Annotated in this window: 15 protein-coding genes and 2 pseudogenes; 12 read left to right on the top strand and 5 right to left on the bottom strand. The window is 70.3% G+C overall.

Annotated features, from left to right (window positions below; all coding sequences use genetic code 11):
* Positions 1 to 5: 5 nt before the first annotated feature.
* The 3 genes from LRD69_RS13925 to LRD69_RS13915 are packed head-to-tail and all read right to left on the bottom strand — an operon-like array spanning position 6 to position 1,014.
* On the bottom strand, positions 6 to 335 hold the full coding sequence (locus LRD69_RS13925) for a hypothetical protein (protein ID WP_277326889.1): 330 nt from the start codon (positions 333 to 335) through the stop codon (positions 6 to 8).
* A complete protein-coding gene (locus LRD69_RS13920; RefSeq protein WP_277326888.1) occupies positions 332 to 811 on the bottom strand; it encodes a hypothetical protein in 480 nt (159 codons plus the stop codon). Before LRD69_RS13920 ends, LRD69_RS13925 begins: the two co-directional genes overlap by 4 nt.
* Positions 808 to 1,014 (bottom strand): helix-turn-helix transcriptional regulator, encoded by a 207-nt coding sequence (locus tag LRD69_RS13915; RefSeq protein WP_277326887.1) that lies wholly within the window; start codon positions 1,012 to 1,014, stop codon positions 808 to 810. Before LRD69_RS13915 ends, LRD69_RS13920 begins: the two co-directional genes overlap by 4 nt.
* A 221-nt stretch (positions 1,015 to 1,235) precedes the next feature.
* On the opposite strand from LRD69_RS13915, the gene LRD69_RS13910 reads away from it, so the two are divergent.
* Positions 1,236 to 2,174: a helix-turn-helix transcriptional regulator gene (locus tag LRD69_RS13910; protein WP_277326886.1), complete on the top strand. Its 939-nt coding sequence runs from the start codon at positions 1,236 to 1,238 to the stop codon at positions 2,172 to 2,174.
* Positions 2,175 to 2,178: 4 nt separating this feature from the next.
* On the opposite strand, the gene LRD69_RS13905 is transcribed toward LRD69_RS13910, so the two are convergent.
* The gene (locus tag LRD69_RS13905) at positions 2,179 to 3,663 is read right to left on the bottom strand and encodes a recombinase family protein (protein ID WP_277326885.1); all 1,485 of its coding nucleotides are present in this window, start codon (positions 3,661 to 3,663) and stop codon (positions 2,179 to 2,181) included.
* A gap of 42 nt (positions 3,664 to 3,705) precedes the next feature.
* Here LRD69_RS13905 and LRD69_RS13900 point away from each other — a divergent pair.
* The 6 genes and pseudogenes from LRD69_RS13900 to LRD69_RS13875 form a co-directional block, all read left to right on the top strand.
* Positions 3,706 to 4,278 (top strand): annotated as a pseudogene (locus tag LRD69_RS13900) (ATPase, T2SS/T4P/T4SS family); the annotation flags it as partial.
* The gene (locus LRD69_RS13895; RefSeq protein WP_277326884.1) at positions 4,275 to 5,168 is read left to right on the top strand and encodes a type II secretion system F family protein; all 894 of its coding nucleotides are present in this window, start codon (positions 4,275 to 4,277) and stop codon (positions 5,166 to 5,168) included. The pseudogene LRD69_RS13900 and the gene LRD69_RS13895, both read left to right, overlap by 4 nt.
* Positions 5,169 to 5,915: a type II secretion system F family protein gene (locus LRD69_RS13890; RefSeq protein WP_277326883.1), complete on the top strand. Its 747-nt coding sequence runs from the start codon at positions 5,169 to 5,171 to the stop codon at positions 5,913 to 5,915.
* A 58-nt stretch (positions 5,916 to 5,973) separates the two neighbouring features.
* Entirely contained in the window at positions 5,974 to 6,174 is a 201-nt protein-coding gene (locus tag LRD69_RS13885; protein WP_277326882.1) for a DUF4244 domain-containing protein, read from the top strand.
* 106 nt (positions 6,175 to 6,280) lie between these two features.
* Positions 6,281 to 6,592 carry a TadE family type IV pilus minor pilin gene (locus tag LRD69_RS13880; protein WP_277329731.1) on the top strand — a complete coding sequence of 104 codons (312 nt, stop codon included), beginning with the start codon at positions 6,281 to 6,283 and terminating at the stop codon, positions 6,590 to 6,592.
* Between the two features lie 50 nt (positions 6,593 to 6,642).
* Positions 6,643 to 7,005 (top strand): annotated as a pseudogene (locus LRD69_RS13875) (Rv3654c family TadE-like protein); the annotation flags it as partial.
* On the opposite strand, the gene LRD69_RS13870 reads toward LRD69_RS13875, so the two are convergent.
* The gene (locus LRD69_RS13870) at positions 6,974 to 9,517 is read right to left on the bottom strand and encodes a DEAD/DEAH box helicase (RefSeq protein ID WP_277326881.1); all 2,544 of its coding nucleotides are present in this window, start codon (positions 9,515 to 9,517) and stop codon (positions 6,974 to 6,976) included. The pseudogene LRD69_RS13875 and the gene LRD69_RS13870 overlap by 32 nt on opposite strands.
* Before the next feature lie 78 nt (positions 9,518 to 9,595).
* Between LRD69_RS13870 and LRD69_RS13865 the strand changes: the two genes are divergently transcribed.
* The 5 genes from LRD69_RS13865 to LRD69_RS13845 all read left to right on the top strand — a co-directional run bounded on the left by LRD69_RS13865 (position 9,596) and on the right by LRD69_RS13845 (position 15,964).
* Positions 9,596 to 9,949 carry an STAS domain-containing protein gene (locus tag LRD69_RS13865; protein WP_003967428.1) on the top strand — a complete coding sequence of 118 codons (354 nt, stop codon included), beginning with the start codon at positions 9,596 to 9,598 and terminating at the stop codon, positions 9,947 to 9,949.
* 296 nt (positions 9,950 to 10,245) lie between these two features.
* Positions 10,246 to 10,719, top strand: coding sequence for an ATP-binding protein (locus tag LRD69_RS13860; RefSeq protein ID WP_277326880.1), 474 nt, complete (start codon positions 10,246 to 10,248; stop codon positions 10,717 to 10,719).
* Between the two features lie 276 nt (positions 10,720 to 10,995).
* Positions 10,996 to 13,431 carry a sodium-translocating pyrophosphatase gene (locus LRD69_RS13855; protein ID WP_277326879.1) on the top strand — a complete coding sequence of 812 codons (2,436 nt, stop codon included), beginning with the start codon at positions 10,996 to 10,998 and terminating at the stop codon, positions 13,429 to 13,431.
* 311 nt (positions 13,432 to 13,742) lie between these two features.
* Positions 13,743 to 14,372 (top strand): small secreted protein, encoded by a 630-nt coding sequence (locus tag LRD69_RS13850; RefSeq protein ID WP_277326878.1) that lies wholly within the window; start codon positions 13,743 to 13,745, stop codon positions 14,370 to 14,372.
* Between the two features lie 83 nt (positions 14,373 to 14,455).
* A complete protein-coding gene (locus LRD69_RS13845) occupies positions 14,456 to 15,964 on the top strand; it encodes a class I SAM-dependent methyltransferase (RefSeq protein WP_277326877.1) in 1,509 nt (502 codons plus the stop codon).
* The last annotated feature ends 937 nt before the right edge of the window (positions 15,965 to 16,901 follow it).

Below are 16,901 nucleotides of genomic sequence, written 5' to 3'. Positions count from 1 at the left end.
TTTGGTCACGCCCGGCTCCCTGCGGTATTCGACGGAGTGGCCCGCTCGCGGGTGAGCAGACGGAGGACGATGCCGAGCGCGCCCGCAGGGTCGTGCGTGCAGGAGATGATCGCGATCAGGTGGTCCATGAACTCCTCGTATGCGGGAGTGGACTTACCTGCGGCCTGCATCGCAGCCCGGTCGATCTCCAACTGGTCCACGATCCGCTGAGCGGTGACAGAGGCGTCGTGGGCCGTGGCGCACTCGGCGCACAGGCCGAACTGATTGCCCGCCCGGCCGGTGCGGACGGTCACTGCGGGGCTGCCCTCGTAGGTGCAGACGGTGGCGGCCTTCATGCCCGGACCTCCACCGCGACGGGGCGGGTGGGGATGCCTGGGATGAGCGGGTGCACGACGGTTTCGAACGGCTGGGGGAGCGGGGTGACGTCGAGGCCGATCGCCTCGGCGAGCAGGTACCGGGCGATCGTGTCGCGCTCGAAGTCGTCGCGGCCGGTCGGCATGGCCAGGAAGCGCCGGCCGTCGTCCCGGGTGACGCAGGCTCCGAAGTAGCAGGTCTCGGGCATGTCGATGTCGACGACCTGCGCGTTCAGGTCGGTGAGGACCTGGTCAAGCGGGGAGCCCATCAGGCGACCGAGCGTGTAGCCGAGGTGGCTAACGGTGTTCACCTGCGGGGTGTCGGAGAGGTCTGTCAGAATGGGCACTGAGCTTCCGATCTGCTTCACGGTGGTTTCGAATTGCTCGACAGACAGCGCTTGGGTAGCCGCCCGGGCGCTGTTGTCGTTTGTGGCGGTGGTCGCCATGTGGCTGGTCACGCGGCCTCATCCGACGCGACGTCGGCGATCTGGCAGCCGAGGGCGTCGGTGATCTTCTTCAGGGTTTCCGGGCGGGGTCGGCGCTGCCCGGTCTCGATGCGGCTGAGAGCGGGTCCGCTGATCCCGGCGATGGCCGCGAAGCGGTTCATCCCGTGCCCGAGCGCGATCCGCCGACGGCGAATCAGAAGTCCGTTCGTCTTCATGACCGGAAAGCTACCCGACTGGTGGCATCGATGCCAACCATTGACGCCAAAATGTGTAGTGACGTAGCCAGGATGTAGCCAGAGTGCACGCTTTGGTAGGGAGAGTGCGCGCCTTCGTTGCCAGAGTGCACGGTTTCGTAGCCAGAGTGGGGTGGACAGCCTGGCCGCCCGATGCCAAAGTCGTAGCCTGTAACCGTTGCCAATCGTTGACAGGAGTGGATATGGCGATCACCGTTCCCCGAGATCCCGAAGCTTGGGCCAAGCTCGGCGCGAGGATCCGCGAGCACAGGGAGGAGGCTGGGTACAGCCGCAGGGTGCTGGCGGAGAAGGCGGGCGTTTCTGAGAAGAGCATCCAAGTTGCAGAGGAAGGCCGCGTGCCACGCGGTCGGATGCCTCAGTCGCTTAGCAGGATCGAGCGGGCGTTGGGTTGGCCGCCAGGCGCGTACCTATCGGTCCTTCTGGGCAAGCCCTTGGTGCGTACCTCAGGCCGGGAAGTGGAGGCCGAGATCGAACCGCCGAATGCCTCTGATCGGATCGATGTGCCGGTGCCGGATGCGGCAGCAGCCTTTCGGTTGATTGATGCCCGTGTAGTGGAAGCAACTCAATCGGGGCATCTCGCTCAAGACACCTTCATCCGCCAGATGAAGCGTTACCGCAGAATGCAGAACGTATCGAGGGAAGAACTTGCAAAGCGCCTTGCTGCTCGCGGTGTAGGTATCGACCTGGCTGCGCTTACGCGCCTCGAAGACGGCACGCGCCTGCTGAAGATGTCAGAGGCTGACTTGCTTGCGGAAGCGCTGGGCACGGACGTGCAGTGGCTGCTCGGCTCGGGCTTCAGTGGTGATGCGCCCGAGGAGATGACGGCGCCTCCCACGGATGAGGAGCTGCAGGCGGAAGCCAAGGCCATCGAGCGGCGAATGTTGGAAATGGGGTCCCAGGTCAACAGTGCATCGCAAAGTTTCACGGCTGCTCGACAACGCGAAGCCGCAGCGCGCGAGAATGCGGAGATGGCTATGGCCTATCTCCGTCAGGTCACTGCGCAGCAGGCCGAACTGGAAAGGCAGTACCACTATTTGATCGGGCGCATCGATTCCCTGCGTGCGGCAAAAGGGGAAGAGCAGATCATCCAGGTTCACCCCGTATATGAAGATGAGGGCTGACGGTCTATCGCAGCCATTGCGTTTCGATGGCTTCGTAGTCGAAGTACCCGCCGTCCGGCATGCGGCCGGGACGCGGCGGTCGGAGCGTCACCTCCAGGAGGGCGCGCAGCACGGTGCGCCGGCGGTCCAGGTCGAGCCCCTTCCACGCCTTCCGTACATCGGGCACACCCACCAGTCCCACCAGCGGGTCTTTGACCGCGGCCCGGGCCAGCTGCCGGGTGACGCCGTCGAGTTGGGCGCGCGCGATGTCCGTGCCCTCGGTGAACTGGGCCATGTCGATCGTCCCGGCCCCGAACATGGCCGCGAGGTCGGTGAGGCGCCGGCGGATCTGTTCGCTCTCCATCTGCAGGGCTGCCACGTTCACGCCGTCCGCGGCAGGCTGCAGCAGTTCGCCCGCATCCTCGCGTGACAGGCGCTCGATCAGCAGGTCCTCGATGTACGTGTCGAGTTTCTCGGCGTTGCGGCCGCCGCCGTGCTGGTCGGGGCATCGGTAGCTCGGGTGGTTCCCGCCGCCCGTTCGTGTGCACTTCACCGTCTTCGTGCACCCCTTGTGCCCGCACAGGTAGATCAGCGAGCCGAACCACTTCGGTGTCGGCCCCGGCGTCGACACCCGCGACGGGTTCGTCAGGATGGCCACAACGGCCCTGAAGCGCCCCTCGTCGACGACTGGCTCCCAGAGCCCGGCCCCGATCTCCTCGCCCTGGTAGACCGCGATTCCGGCGTTCCTCGGGCGCATCAGCAGATCGCGCGCCGCCTGGTGGTCGATCGGCTTGCCCGTGCTGGACATCAGACCCTTATCGGCGAGCCAGCGGACCCATCCCCTGACCGATCCGCCGGCCAGGATCTGGTCTGTGCCCGCATCGAGTGCCGCGGCTTCCTCGGGGACCGCCTTGTTCATGTCGAGGACGGGCACGTCGATCTCCTCGTCCGTGCCCTTCACGGTCTTCTTCCGGGTCTCGCCGGTGGGTACGCCCCACCCGAACGGGCGCAGGCCGCCGCCGAACTTTCCGGCCTTCGCCTTCTGCAGGCGGGCCCGGGCGACACGCTCGGCCTTGTGCTCGGACTCGTGCCGGGCTACGGCCCCGTGGATGCGGGCGGTCATCCGGCCGGACGAGGTGGACAGGTCGAGTTCGCCGGCCTGGCAGGTGTGAGTGTCGACACCGCGGCGCTGGCTGAGGTCGATGTACTCCTCCAACTCGGTGGGGGAGCGGTGCAGCCGGTCGGTGTGCCAGGCGATGACGACGGTGGCGGTGCCGAGTTCGAGGTCTGCGAGCATCCGCCGGTAGTCCTTGCGCGGCTTGCCCGAGTACGCCGACAGGTCGTTGTCGATGTAGACCTCGACGACTTCCCAGCCGCGGGATTCGGCGAGCGCATCGCAGTCCTCGCGCTGCCGGTCGACGCCGAGGTGGGCGCCGGTCCGGTCCTGGCTGATACGGACATAGATCACTGCGCGTGTTGGCCCGCTCTTGGGCGTCCGGCTGTTCTTCATCATCCGAGTGTGCGTCACCAGTGGTGTCTTTGTCCGGTGTTCGGGAAGACCACGTTGCTGTCGAGCCTGCTGGGCGCTGTCGGGGAGCGGGAGCGGATCGTTCTGGCCGAGGACTCGGCGGAGCTGCGGCCGGACCACCCGCATGTGGTGCGCCTGGAGTCGCGCCCCGCCAACCAGGAGGGGGCGGGGCGGGTGACCCTGCAGGACCTGGTGCGCCAGGCGTTGCGGATGCGGCCGGACCGGCTGGTGGTGGGGGAGGTGCGCGGTTCCGAGGTGACAGTGCTGCTGGCCGCGCTGAACACGGGCCATGAGGGCGGCTGCGGCACGGTCCATGCGAACGCCGCCGAGCATGTCCCGGCCCGTCTGGAGGCACTCGGGACGGCGGCCGGTCTCGACCGGGTGGCGCTGCACAGTCAGTTGTCGGCCGCGCTGTCGGTGGTGGTCCACCTCGTACGCGACCGGGCCGGGCTGCGAAGAATCGCCGAGGTGCATGTGCTGGAGCGGGATGCGGCCGGGCTCGTGGTGACGGTGCCGGCGCTGCGCTGGGGCGCCGGCGGTTTCGTCCGGGAGCGGGGCTGGGAGCGGCTGCGGTCGTTGATCGGGGGTGCACTGTGACCGGCGGGACGGCGGCGGGGGCGGCGGCCGGGGCACCCGGGTACGCGACGTATGCGCTGGCTGTGTGCGCGGGGGTGGCTGCCTGGTTGGCGGTGGGGCAGGACCAAGGGCTGCGGCGGGCCAGGGTGTTGTTCGTCGACGGGGTGGGTGAGCGGTCTTCGCGGAGCATCCGGGAGCGGGCCCTGGTGTGGTTCCGGGCGATGTTCCGGGGGCGGCGGGAGTGGTGCTGTCTGCCGGTGGCGCTCGTGCTCGCCGTGCTGGGGGAGTCGGTGCTGCCGGTGGTCGCAGGGGCGGTGGCGGTGCCGTTGGTACGGCGGTGGATGCGGAAACGGGCCGCCCGGCGCGAACGGGAGCGCCGGGCCGACGCGGTGGTGGCGCTGTGCGGCGCGGTGGTGGGCGAGCTGCGGGCCGGCCACGAGCCGGGGCAGGCGCTGCTGGTCGCTGTGCGCGGCACCGGAGCGTTGGGCGCTGCGGAGGCTGCCGTGTCGGCCGCCGCACGGTTCGGTGGCGATGTGCCGGCGGCGCTCGGGCAGGCGGCGCGTGAGCCTGGTCTGGAGGGGCTCGCCGGGGTGGCGGCGTGCTGGCGCGTGGCGGTGGACGGAGGGGCGGGGCTGGCGGCCGGTCTGGACCGCTTGGAGGGAGCGTTGCGGGCAGAGCGGCGCCGGCGGGAGGAGCTCAGGGCGCAGTTGGCGGGGGCCTGGTCGACGGTGGCCGTGCTGGCGCTGCTGCCGGTGCTGGGTCTGGGACTGGGGGCAGCGCTCGGGGCCGATCCGTTGCGGGTGCTCCTCCACGGTCCGGCCGGGCTGGCCTGCCTGGTGGTGGGCGGGTTGCTGGAGACGGCCGGTCTCCTGTGGGCCGGCCGCATCGTACGGGCGGGGGAGGCGCCATGAGTGGGGCTGGGCGCGGTCGCGATTCCGGCTCTCGCCCTGGCCGGGCGGAGGCGGGAGGGGGCGGTGCGCCGTCGAGGTGCGTTGCTGCTGGCGGTCGGCCCGGGGAAGCCGCGGTTCAGGCGGCCGGTGTCCGGGGCCCGGGCCGGGGAACTGGTGGCGCCGCTGGGCGCTGTGGTGGCCGGCTGGACTCTCGTCGGCGGTCCGTGGGGGTGCGCGGCCGGACTGGCCGCGGCGTACGGCACGTGGCGGTGGCAGCGGACGAGGCGCGGGCGCGGGCCCGCCGTGCCCGCCGCGGAAGTGGCGGAGACCGTACGGCAGCTCCCCCTGGCAGCCGACCTGCTGGCGGCCTGCATCTCGGCCGGGGCCGGTCCGCGGGAGGCGGCGGAAGCGGTGGGGGAGTCGCTCGGCGGTCCGGTCGGCGAGCGGCTGGCGCGGACGGCGGCGGAGATCCGGCTGGGCGGTGAACCAGCCGTGTCCTGGGGGAGGTTCGGCGACATACCGGGCGCCGGCGCGCTGGCCCGCTGCCTGGAACGGGCGGGCTCGACCGGGGCTCCGGCAGCGGAACCGGTCTCCCGGCTGGCAGAGGCGATGCGGGCGGAACGGTCGGCTGCAGCTGTGACGCGCGCACAGCGGGCCGGCGTGCTGATCACCGCACCGGTGGGGCTCTGCTTTCTGCCCGCCTTTCTGGCGGTCGGGGTGGCGCCCGTGGTCATCGGTCTGGCGACCGGACTACTGCACACGGGTTGAGGCAGAAGCTGTCATAAATGTTTATTCGGTTCAAATGGAACAATTCCCGGGGGTTGAAATGGCTCAGCGAATCAGGGGCTGGATGCGGGGCATGGTGCGCCGGACCCGGTCGGACCGTGGGATGACGACGTCCGAATATGCGGTGGGGACGATCGCGGCCTGCGCATTCGCGGCGGTGCTCTACAAAGTGGTCACCAGTGCGCCTGTCATGACGGCGCTGCAGTCCCTGCTCAAGGACGCGCTCGATGCGAAGTTCTGAGAGGCGGCGCCCCGGGAGCCGGGCTGGGTCCGGTGCGGGCGAGGACGGCGCGGGCAAGGACGGTGTGGAAGGCCGTGACCGGGGGGCGGTGACGGCGGAGGCGGCCATGGTGATTCCCGTGCTGCTGCTGTTCGCCCTGGCCTTGGTCTGGGCGCTGATGGCCGCCGCCGCGCAGATCCGGTGTGTGGATGCGGCGAGGGCCGGGGCGCGGGCGGCGGCCCGCTCCGAACCGGAGGCGCAGGTCCTGGCAGTCGCCCGTTCGGCGGCGCCTGACCGGGCGCGGGTGGATCTGGAACGGGCCGGGGAGCTCTGGCGGGTACGGGTGGACGCCCCGGCGCCCGGACTCGGTCCACTCGCCCTGACGCTGAGCGCGCAGGCGGCAGCGCTGGCCGAGGACACGGTGGGGGTGGAGCCGTGACACGGAAGGGGGCCGGTGCGCAGCAGGCGGCTCCGCGGCGCGCCTGGTGGATGTGGTGCGTGCGGCGGCACCGTCGGCGCGGTGAGCGGGACCGTGGAGTGGCGACTGTCTGGGTGGCGATGACCACGGCCACGCTGTGTGCGGTTTTCGCGGTCGTACTCGCGCTCGGACAGGCGGTGGCCGCCCGGCATCGGGCAGGCGGGGCGGCCGATCTGGCGGCCCTGGCAGCGGCCGACCGGGCGTTGCAGGGGGTGGCAGCGGCGTGCCGGGCGGCCGAGGAGGTGGCCACGGCACAGGGGGCGGTGGTGGCGCGGTGCACTGTGCAGGGGGAGATCGCCGATGTGACGGCCCGGGTGCGGTTCGGGCCCTACGCGCCGGTGGTCAGGTCGCGGGCGGGCCCTCCGGGTGCTGCAGCGGTTCTGCCGGGCCCTTCGGAGGTCGCTGCGGTTCCGCCGGGCCCGCAGGCTCCTCCGGGTCCGGCGGGGCGGAGCGGAGGAGTTCGCTGAGGAGGCGTACGGCCCCTCGCTTGTGCAGCGGATCGTTGCCGTTGCCGCACTTGGGGGACTGGATGCAGGACGGGCAGCCCGCCTCGCACTCGCAGGACGCGATGGCCTGGCGGGTGGCGGTGAGCCAGCCTCGAGCGGTGTGGAAGGCGCGTTCGGCGAATCCGGCTCCGCCGGGATGGCCGTCGTACACGAAGACCGTGGGCAACAGGGTGTCCGGATGGAGTGGCACGGAGACGCCGCCGATGTCCCAGCGGTCGCAGGTGGCGAAGAGCGGCAGCATCCCGATGGACGCGTGCTCGGCGGCGTGGAGGGCGCCGCCCAGGATCTCCGGGTTGATGCGGGCGGCGTCCAGCTGGTCCTGGGTGACCGTCCACCACACGGCGCGGGTGCGCAGCGTACGGGGCGGCAGGTCCAGTTTGGTCTCGCCGAGGACTTCGCCGGTGATCAGTTTGCGACGCAGGAAGGAGACGACCTGGTTGGTGACTTCCACGGAGCCGTAACAGAGTCGCCCGTCACCCCACGGGATCTCCGTGTCCGTCTCCAGAACGGCGATGGAGGTGGTGTCGCGGGCGGTCGTCGAGTACGGCGGGTCGGCCTGCTCGACCAGGGCCACCGAGTCCTCCAGGTCCAGTTTCCGGACCAGATAGGCAAGGCCCTGGTGGAGGTGGACGGCTCCATCGTGGACGGCGGTGTGCGCGGCCGATTCGTCGACGGTGCCCAGCAGCCGGCCGGTTCCCTCCTCGACGATCTGGACCGGGCGGCCTCCCTCGCCGCGGATGTCGGTGAGGTCGGCGGCCCGCTCGCGGCGGGTCCAGTGCCAGCCCGACGCCCGTTTGCGCAGCAGCTTCGCGGCCTCCAGCTGCGGCAGCAGCTCAGCCACGGCGGGCCCGAACAGCTCCAGATCCGTCCCGGTGAGCGGGAGCTCCGCGGCGGCCGCGCAGAGATGGGGGGCGAGGACGTAAGGGTTGTCCGGGTCGAGGACGGTCGACTCCACGGGTTGCTGGAACAGCGCCTCGGGGTGGTGGACGAGGAAGGTGTCCAGCGGGTCGTCGCGGGCCACCAGGATGGCCAGGGCACCCTGTCCGGCGCGTCCGGCGCGTCCGGCCTGCTGCCACAGGGACGCCCTGGTGCCGGGGTAGCCCGCGATGACGACGGCATCCAGGCCCGAGACGTCGATGCCGAGCTCGAGGGCGGTGGTGGCGGCCAGGCCCAGCAGCCGGCCGGAGTGCAGGGCGCGCTCCAGGGCGCGGCGTTCCTCGGGGAGGTATCCCCCGCGGTAGGCGGCGACCCGGGCGGGCAGCGAGCGGTCCACCTCGGCGAGCCGTTCCTTGGCGATCACGGAGATGAGCTCGGCGCCGCGCCGGGAGCGCACGAAGGCGACCGAGCGGACGCCCTGGACGGTCAGATCGGTGAGCAGGTCGGCGGTCTCGGCGGTGGCGGTACGACGTACGGGGGCGCCCTTCTCGCCGTGCAGTTCGGTCAGCGGCGGTTCCCACAGGGCGAAGACCATCTCGCCGCGGGGGGAGGCGTCGTCGGCGACCTCCCTGACCGGCAGGCCGGTGAGCCGGCCCGCGGCGACCGAGGGCTGCGCCGCGGTGGCCGAGGCGAGCAGGAAGACCGGATCGGCCCCGTAGCGGGCGCACAGGCGGCGCAGCCGACGTATCACCTGGGCGACATGGGAGCCGAACACGCCGCGGTAGGTGTGGCACTCGTCGATGACGACGAAGCGCAGGGCGCGCAGGAAGGAGGACCAGCGGGGGTGGGAGGGCAGGATCCCGCGGTGCAGCATGTCGGGGTTGGTCAGGACGTAATTGGCGTACTGGCGCACCCACTCGCGTTCCTCGACCGGGGTGTCGCCGTCGTAGACCGCGGGCCTGATCCCGTTGGCGAGCGGTGCCGCGAGCTCCTTCACCGAACGGCGCTGATCGGCGGCGAGGGCCTTGGTGGGGGCGAGATACAGGGCGGTCGCGCCACGGCCGTTGGGGGCCTCCGAGCCGTCGAGCAGGACGCTGAGGACCGGGGCGAGGTAGGCGAGCGACTTGCCGGAGGCGGTTCCGGTGGCGATCACGACGGACTCGCCGTCCAGGGCGTGCTCCGCGGCGGCCGCCTGGTGCGCCCACGGGTGGTCGATTCCGGCCTTCCGGATGGCGGCGATCACTTCTGGCCGGATGCGATCCGGCCAGATGGCATGGGTTCCCGTACGCGGGGGCAAGTGCTCCGTATGAGTGATGCGCGCGGACCGGCTTGCGCCTGCGGCGAGCCGGTGGAGGACCATGGCGGGAGAGGGGCGGGAGTCCCCGCTCTCGGGTGGTCGACTGGGGCGGTGATTCTTGGCCATCGGCACCGAGTGTGTCACCGCCGTGACGGACAATGGTCCCAAGGCGTCGTGCATGGCTGCTGGTAAGTGATTGAATGCCATCGCGGCTGGCGATCCGTCCCCTGGCTCCGTCGGGGAGACCGAGGGGCGACCGCTCGATAGCAAGGTGCTGGAGGATCCGTGGACCTGTCCTTGTCGACTCGCAATGTGTCCGGCCCTGGTGGCGACCGTACGGTCGTCGAGGTCGGTGGCGAGATTGATGTGTATACCGCGCCCAAGCTGCGCGAGCAGTTGGTCGAGTTGGTGAATGACGGCAGCTACCACCTGGTTGTCGACATGGAAGGTGTCGACTTTCTCGACTCCACCGGCCTCGGCGTGCTCGTGGGCGGCCTGAAGCGTGTCCGAGCCCATGAGGGCTCGCTGCGCCTGGTCTGCAACCAGGAGCGCATTCTCAAGATCTTCCGGATCACCGGTCTGACCAAGGTGTTCCCGATTCACACCACGGTCGACGAGGCTGTCGCGGCCACCGACTGAGGTCGGTCCGCGGCCGGATCGGCCGAAGGCCGGTCCGGCAGGCAGCCCGTTCGGCGGACTGCCGGACAGAAAGTCTGTTCGGTGGCCGACCGGTTCGGTGGAACGTCGGTCCGTTGGATCGTCGGTTCGCCGGGCCGGGCCATCGGCTCCCGGTGGCCGGACCGGACGGTCGGCTGCAAGCTGCCGACTGCCGGAGCCGGAGGGGCGGTGCTCCGCCGGCTTCCGGAGGAAGAGCAGGGACCGGGCGGCACGCCCGGGCCCCTGAGATGCACGCCCGTATGTCTGAGGGGGATCGCATGGCCACCGTTGAACTCCGCTTCAGCGCCCAGCCCGAGCACGTCAGGACGGCCCGCCTCGTGGCAGCCGCCGTGGCGCGCCGGGCCGGGGTCGACGAAGCAGTGCTCGACGAGGTCAGACTCGCCGTCGGTGAGGCCTGCAGCCGTGCCGTGGGGCTGCACCGCAGCCATGGCATCACCGCTCCGATCTGGGTCGTCCTGACCGAGGAGGAGAAGTCCTTCTCCATCGAGGTCGGCGACGAGGTGCCCGGCCCGGGGGACGGGGCAGGATCCGGAGCGGAGCCCGGGACACGCGGCGCCACGCCCGGCGGTGGGCGCGACGAGCCGGAATCCGAGGCGGACGCGGACAGCGAGGACGAGATGGGCCTCGCGGTCATCAGCGGTCTCGTCGATGATGTGGAAGTCAGATCGGCGGCCGATGGCGGAGTGATCCGCATGAGCTGGCCGAAGACGCCCACACCCGCGGTTTCCTGAGGCGCGACGGGGCATCGGACCGTACCGGCCCGCCCGGCCCCGATCACTTGATCCATTCTTTGAGGCCCTGCTGAGCAGGGCCTTTTTCATTTCTGCTTGATCAATGATCTACGGATAATGTGCCTGACCCCTTACTGCATTCGGCTCAATCCGAGAACGCGATCATTTGCCGATCGGGGGGTGAAGGTCAATTACCTATTGCTGCGCACTGTTTTGATCAGGTTCCGCTCCCTACAATCCGTCCACGTCTTGAGCGCTGAGCGTCGAGGAGGACGTATGGCGGGGTTCTTCAACACACCACTGGCAGAACTGCCCGAAGTTTCCGCACTTTCCGACCGGCCCACCACACTCGCGGCTGCGGTGCTCACCGATGACAACCGCGTCATCGTGATCGTCGTGGCCGTCGTGGCCGTCGCCGCACTGATCGTCGCCAGGCTGCTGGTACGCCAGGTGCTGGCGGCCGGTGAGGGCACTGACCGAATGAAGGAGATCGCGGCAGCGGTCCAGGAAGGCGCGAATGCCTATCTGGCCCGGCAGTTGCGCACCGTAGGCATTTTTGCCGTCGTGGTCTTCTTCCTGCTTCTGCTGCTGCCTGCCGACAACTGGTCGCAGCGCGCGGGACGTTCCGTGTTCTTCCTGGTGGGTGCCCTGTTCTCGGCAGCCACCGGATACATCGGCATGCGTCTCGCCGTGCGCAGCAATGTGCGGGTGGCCGCCGCCGCCCGCGAAGCGACTCCGGCGCCGGGCGAACCGGAAAAGGATCTCACCGCCGTATCGCACCGGGCGATGAAGATTGCTTTCCGCACGGGCGGCGTGGTCGGCATGATCACCGTGGGGCTCGGACTGCTCGGCGCCTCCTGCGTGGTGCTCGTCTATGCAGCCGACGCGCCCAAGGTGCTGGAGGGTTTCGGGCTCGGTGCCGCGCTGATCGCCATGTTCATGAGGGTCGGGGGTGGCATCTTCACCAAGGCCGCGGACGTCGGCGCCGACCTCGTGGGCAAGGTCGAGCAGGGCATCCCGGAGGACGATCCGCGCAACGCCGCCACGATCGCCGACAACGTGGGCGACAACGTCGGCGACTGCGCGGGCATGGCGGCCGACCTCTTCGAGTCGTACGCCGTGACGCTCGTCGCCGCGCTCATCCTCGGCAAGGCCGCCTTCGGCGACGCCGGACTGGCCTTCCCGCTGATCGTGCCGGCGATCGGCGTGGTCACCGCGATGATCGGGATCTTCGCGGTCGCCCCGCGGCGCGCCGACCGAAGCGGGATGACCGCCATCAACCGCGGCTTCTTCATCTCCGCGGTTATCTCGCTCGTCCTGGTGGCGGTGGGCGTCTTCGTCTATCTGCCGTCCTCGTACGCCGATCTGGACGGCGTCACCGACGGAGCCATCACCTCGCACGACGGCGACCCGCGGATCTTCGCCCTGGTCGCCGTCGCCATCGGCATCGTGCTGGCCGCGCTGATCCAGCAGCTCACCGGCTACTTCACCGAGACGAACCGGCGTCCCGTCCGGGACATCGGCAAATCCTCGCTGACCGGCCCGGCGACCGTCGTGCTCGCCGGGATCTCCATCGGTCTGGAGTCCGCCGTCTACACCGCGCTGCTGATCGGCCTCGGCGTCTACGGGGCGTTCCTGCTCGGCGGTACGTCGATCATGCTGGCGCTCTTCGCGGTGGCACTCGCCGGGACCGGACTGCTCACCACCGTCGGGGTCATCGTGGCCATGGACACCTTCGGTCCGGTCTCCGACAACGCTCAGGGCATCGCCGAGATGTCCGGTGATGTCACCGGCGCCGGCGCCCAGGTCCTCACCGATCTGGACGCCGTCGGCAACACCACCAAGGCGATCACCAAGGGCATCGCCATCGCCACCGCCGTTCTCGCGGCGTCGGCGCTCTTCGGTTCGTACCGCGACGCGATCGCCACGGCGGTCGACGACGTCGGGGCCGGGGCCGGGGAGCTCGGACTGAGCCTCGACATCTCCCAGCCCAACAACCTGGTGGGGCTGATCCTCGGCGCCGCGGTCGTCTTCCTCTTCTCCGGTCTGGCCATCAACGCGGTGTCCCGGTCCGCCGGGGCCGTCGTCTACGAGGTGCGGCGGCAGTTCAGCGAGCACCCCGGGATCATGAACTACACCGAGAAGCCGGAGTACGGACGCGTCGTCGACATCTGCACCAAGGACGCACTGCGCGAGCTTGCCACGCCCGGGCTGCTCGCGGTGCTCGCGCCGATCGCGGTCGGCTTCACCCTGGGAGTCGGGGCGCTCGGTTCGTATCTCGCGGGCGCGATCGGCACCGGCACGCTGATGGCGGTCTTCCTCGCCAACTCCGGAGGCGCTTGGGACAACGCCAAGAAGCTTGTCGAGGACGGTCATCACGGCGGCAAGGGAAGTGACGCCCACGCCGCGACCGTGATCGGCGACACGGTCGGCGATCCGTTCAAGGACACGGCCGGACCGGCGATCAACCCGCTGCTCAAGGTGATGAACCTGGTGGCGCTGCTCATTGCTCCCGCAGTGGTGCAGTTCAGCTACGGGGCGGACGCGAGTGCCGGTGTGCGGGCGGTCGTGGCGGTACTCGCCATTGCGGTCATCGTCGGAGCGGTCTATGTCTCCAAGCGGCGTGGGATCGCCGTGGGCGAGGAAGACCCTTCCGACGACGAGGACGGCGACAGGCCCGCCAAGTCGACTGATCCGGCGCCGGTTTCGTGAGGCGGGCGCCAGGAACGGCACAGCTGCGTGCAGACAGTGGCTGACCGGATCCGGGCAGCGGCCGGTCGGACCCTCGGCGGCTGCTGATCAAAGAGTGGGCGGACGGCGCATCCTGATGCGCCGTCCGCCCCTTTGCCTCTTCGGTGCATGCATCGGGCGGTGCATTCACCCATTCGCGCAGGAGTGGCATCTCCCTCATTTCTCTTGGTGCAAATGGCTGCAAAAGGTCATTCTCCGGACGCCCGGCACCCGGATGGAGGTCTTCCGGCGTGTAAGTTCCGGGGCCGAGAGCCTTGGAAGGGACCGATCCGGTGAACAAGAAGCTTGCGGCCGCACTGTCCGGCGGTGCGGTACTCGTGCTCGCGCTGTCGGGCTGCAGCGATGACAGCAGTGACAACCAGGTGAACGACTGGGCCAAAAAGGTATGTGACCAGGTCAAGCCCCAGTTGCAGAAGATCGCGAACGCCAACGCCGCCATCCAGCAGCAGACCGCGGACAACAGCAAGCCCGCCGATGTCCAGAGGACCGACTCGGCCGCCTTCCAGCAGATCTCGCAGGCGTACAAGGCGCTGGGTGCTGCTGTGGACTCGGCGGGCGCACCGCCGGTCGACGACGGTGAGACCACGCAGAAGGAGGCCGTGAAGGAGCTCAACGCCTCCTCGGCCGCGTACGCGGAGCTGCAGAAGAAGGTCGACGCGCTCAACACGAAGGACCAGGCGAAGTTCGCCGACGGCCTGAAGGGTATCGCCGACGAGCTGAACAAGATCAGTACCAGCGGCGACGAGGCGCTGAAGAAGCTTCAGTCCGGCAAGGTGGGCGAGGCGATGGCCAAGCAGCCGGGCTGCCAGAAGCCGAAGGCTTCCGTCGCGCCGAGCACCGAGCCTTCGAAGGCGCCCGAGAAGTCGGCTTCCCCGTCCGCCTCGCCCAGCAAGAAGTCGTAACCGGCACCCGCACGATCCGTCCCGGGGGCTCAGGTGGCGGCCGGGACGGTGCCGTTGTCAGCGGGAGCGGACACAATGGGCGGGTGAGTACGACCAGTCTCCCCGCGCCCGACCGTTCGCTCCGGCTCCGCGAAGCCCTGCTTGCCGCCGCTTTCACCGCCGACGGGCTTCTCGACCTGCTCGGTGCGCCCGCCTACGCCGCGCTCGCCCGCAGCGAGACGGTGCCGGCGCTCCGCGCCACCCGTGGCGATTCCCCGCTCGACACGCTGGTGCGGCTCTTTCTCCTCCAGCGCCCCGTTCCGTACGCGTCGGCCCGTGCCGCGCTCCCGCTGGCCGAGTGCATCGAGGACGGCTGGGTCGTCCAAGAAGGCGACGAGGTAAGGGCCACCGTCGACGTGCGGCCGTACGGCGGCCCCGAGGGACAGGACTGGTTCATCGTCTCCGACCTGGGCTGCGCGGTCGGCGGCGCGGGCGGTATCGGCTCGCACGAGGAGGGGGTGGTCCTCGGAGTCGGCGGTGCGTCGACCACACTCGCCGGCATCACCGTGCGTACACCGGTCGCCTCCGCGCTCGACCTCGGAACGGGCTCCGGCATCCAGGCGCTGCACGCCTCGCAGCACGCCACCAGGGTCACGGCCACGGACCTCAATCCCCGTGCCCTCGTCTTCACCCGGCTGACCCTCGCCCTGTCCGGTGCCGCCCCGGCCGATCTGCGCGAGGGTTCGCTCTTCGAGCCGGTCGACGCCGAGACCTACGACCTCATTGTCTCCAACCCGCCGTTCGTCATCTCGCCGGGCGCCCGCCTCACCTACCGCGACGGCGGCATGGGCGGCGACGACCTGTGCCGGACGCTGGTGCAGCAGGCCGGCGACCGGCTGAACGACGGCGGGTATGCGCACTTCCTCGCCAACTGGCAGCACGTCGAGGGCGAGGAGTGGCAGGACCGCTTGCGTTCCTGGGTGCCGCGCGGCTGCGACGCCTGGATCGTTCAGCGTGAGGTGCAGGACATCACGCAGTACGCGGAGCTGTGGCTGCGCGACAGCGGCGACCACCGCACGGAGCCCGCGCAGTACGCCGCGCGGTACGACGCCTGGTTGGACGAGTTCGAGGCCCGCAAGACGAAGGGGGTCGGGTTCGGCTGGATCACGCTGCGGAAGGCGGAATCGGCCGCGGAGAATCCGTCGATCGTGATCGAGGAATGGCCTCATCCGGTGGAGCAGCCGCTCGGCGCTGCCGTGGTGGCCCACTTCGCCCGCCAGGACTATCTGCGGACCCACGACGACGCGGCGCTGCTCGCGGACAGCTTCACGCTGGCCGCGGAGGTGATGCAGGAGCAGGTCGGGCTGCCCGGCGCGGAGGACCCCGAGCATGTGGTGCTCCGTCAGAACCGCGGTATGCGACGCGCGACGAAGGTCGATGCGGTCGGCGCGGGTTTCGCGGGCGTCTGCGACGGGTCGCTGCCCGCGGGCCGGATCCTGGACGCGATCGCCCAGTTGATGAACGAGGACCCGGTGCTCCTGCGCGACCGCACCCCGCAGGCGATCCGGCTGCTGGTGGAGGAGGGGTTCCTGGAGGCGGCGGGGCAGGCCTGACGTGACGTCCTGCTCCCTCTCCGGGGCGGGGCATCGTCCGTCGGAGCCGGATGCCATCCGGGCCACGCCGCCCGGGGTCGTGCGGGCCGGGCCCAGGAGCGCTGTCCGGAGCGGCGGCCCCCGCACTTTTGCCCGTACCTCGACGGCCCCGAAGCGGCCTGCGCCGCACTCTCGGATGTGTACGCCGCGTACGGGGAAGGAGCGCCGGAACCGCACCGGCCGGCCATTGCGGCGCCTTGCCGAGGACGAAGTCCTCATCCGTGCCCGGACGTTCGCGACCGAAGGCATCGACGCGCTCTTCGCCGGGCTCCGCTCCGGTCCCGGCACGCACTGCCGTATGTGCTGAACGGCTCCCTCATCAGCGTCTTAGCGATCGCTTCCGCCTGCTGTCGGCTGGGGCTGCGGGTTCCGGTTGGCTCGGTGCGGTGCTCGTCGTCGCCGCGGCCGGCTGCTTCGCTTCCGGGTTTGCGCCGGGGTGCTCGACCTGCGTCCCCGCGACGTGTTACCGGCGCCCGACGTGGTGAGTTCGGTACTCCTTCCGCTCACCGGGGCGAATGCGCCGCGCGAGGCACTGCCGGAGTGGATGCGGGCCGTCGGGAGTATTGCCGCTGACCCATGCTGCCGAGGCCGCGCGTCAGTTGTCCGCGGGAGGCGGCCGCGACACGGGGCGGCTCGGCGTCGAACCGGCGACAGGGGCGGCTCGGCGGTGCCCGCCTGGGCCCCTGCCGGCGGTCTCGAACGCGGCAGCCGCCGACGCGCGGCGCTCGGCGTGATGTGAATCCGGTCATGGTGGGTGGTGGCCGATTGCGGCGACCGCCGCCGCCGACCGCGGGGCTGGAGTTCACCCGCGGTTCGTGTCGGCGACGCCCGTGCGTGGCAGCCTCCCCCTGACGCGAGGCGGCACGACGCGGGCATCGGCCCGGCGTCGGGCGGGGAC

It is taken from the genome of Streptomyces sp. JH14 (assembly GCF_029428675.1).
In the GTDB taxonomy this organism is placed as follows: Bacteria; Actinomycetota; Actinomycetes; order Streptomycetales; family Streptomycetaceae; genus Streptomyces.
This window is presented reverse-complemented; position numbering and strand designations above follow the sequence as displayed.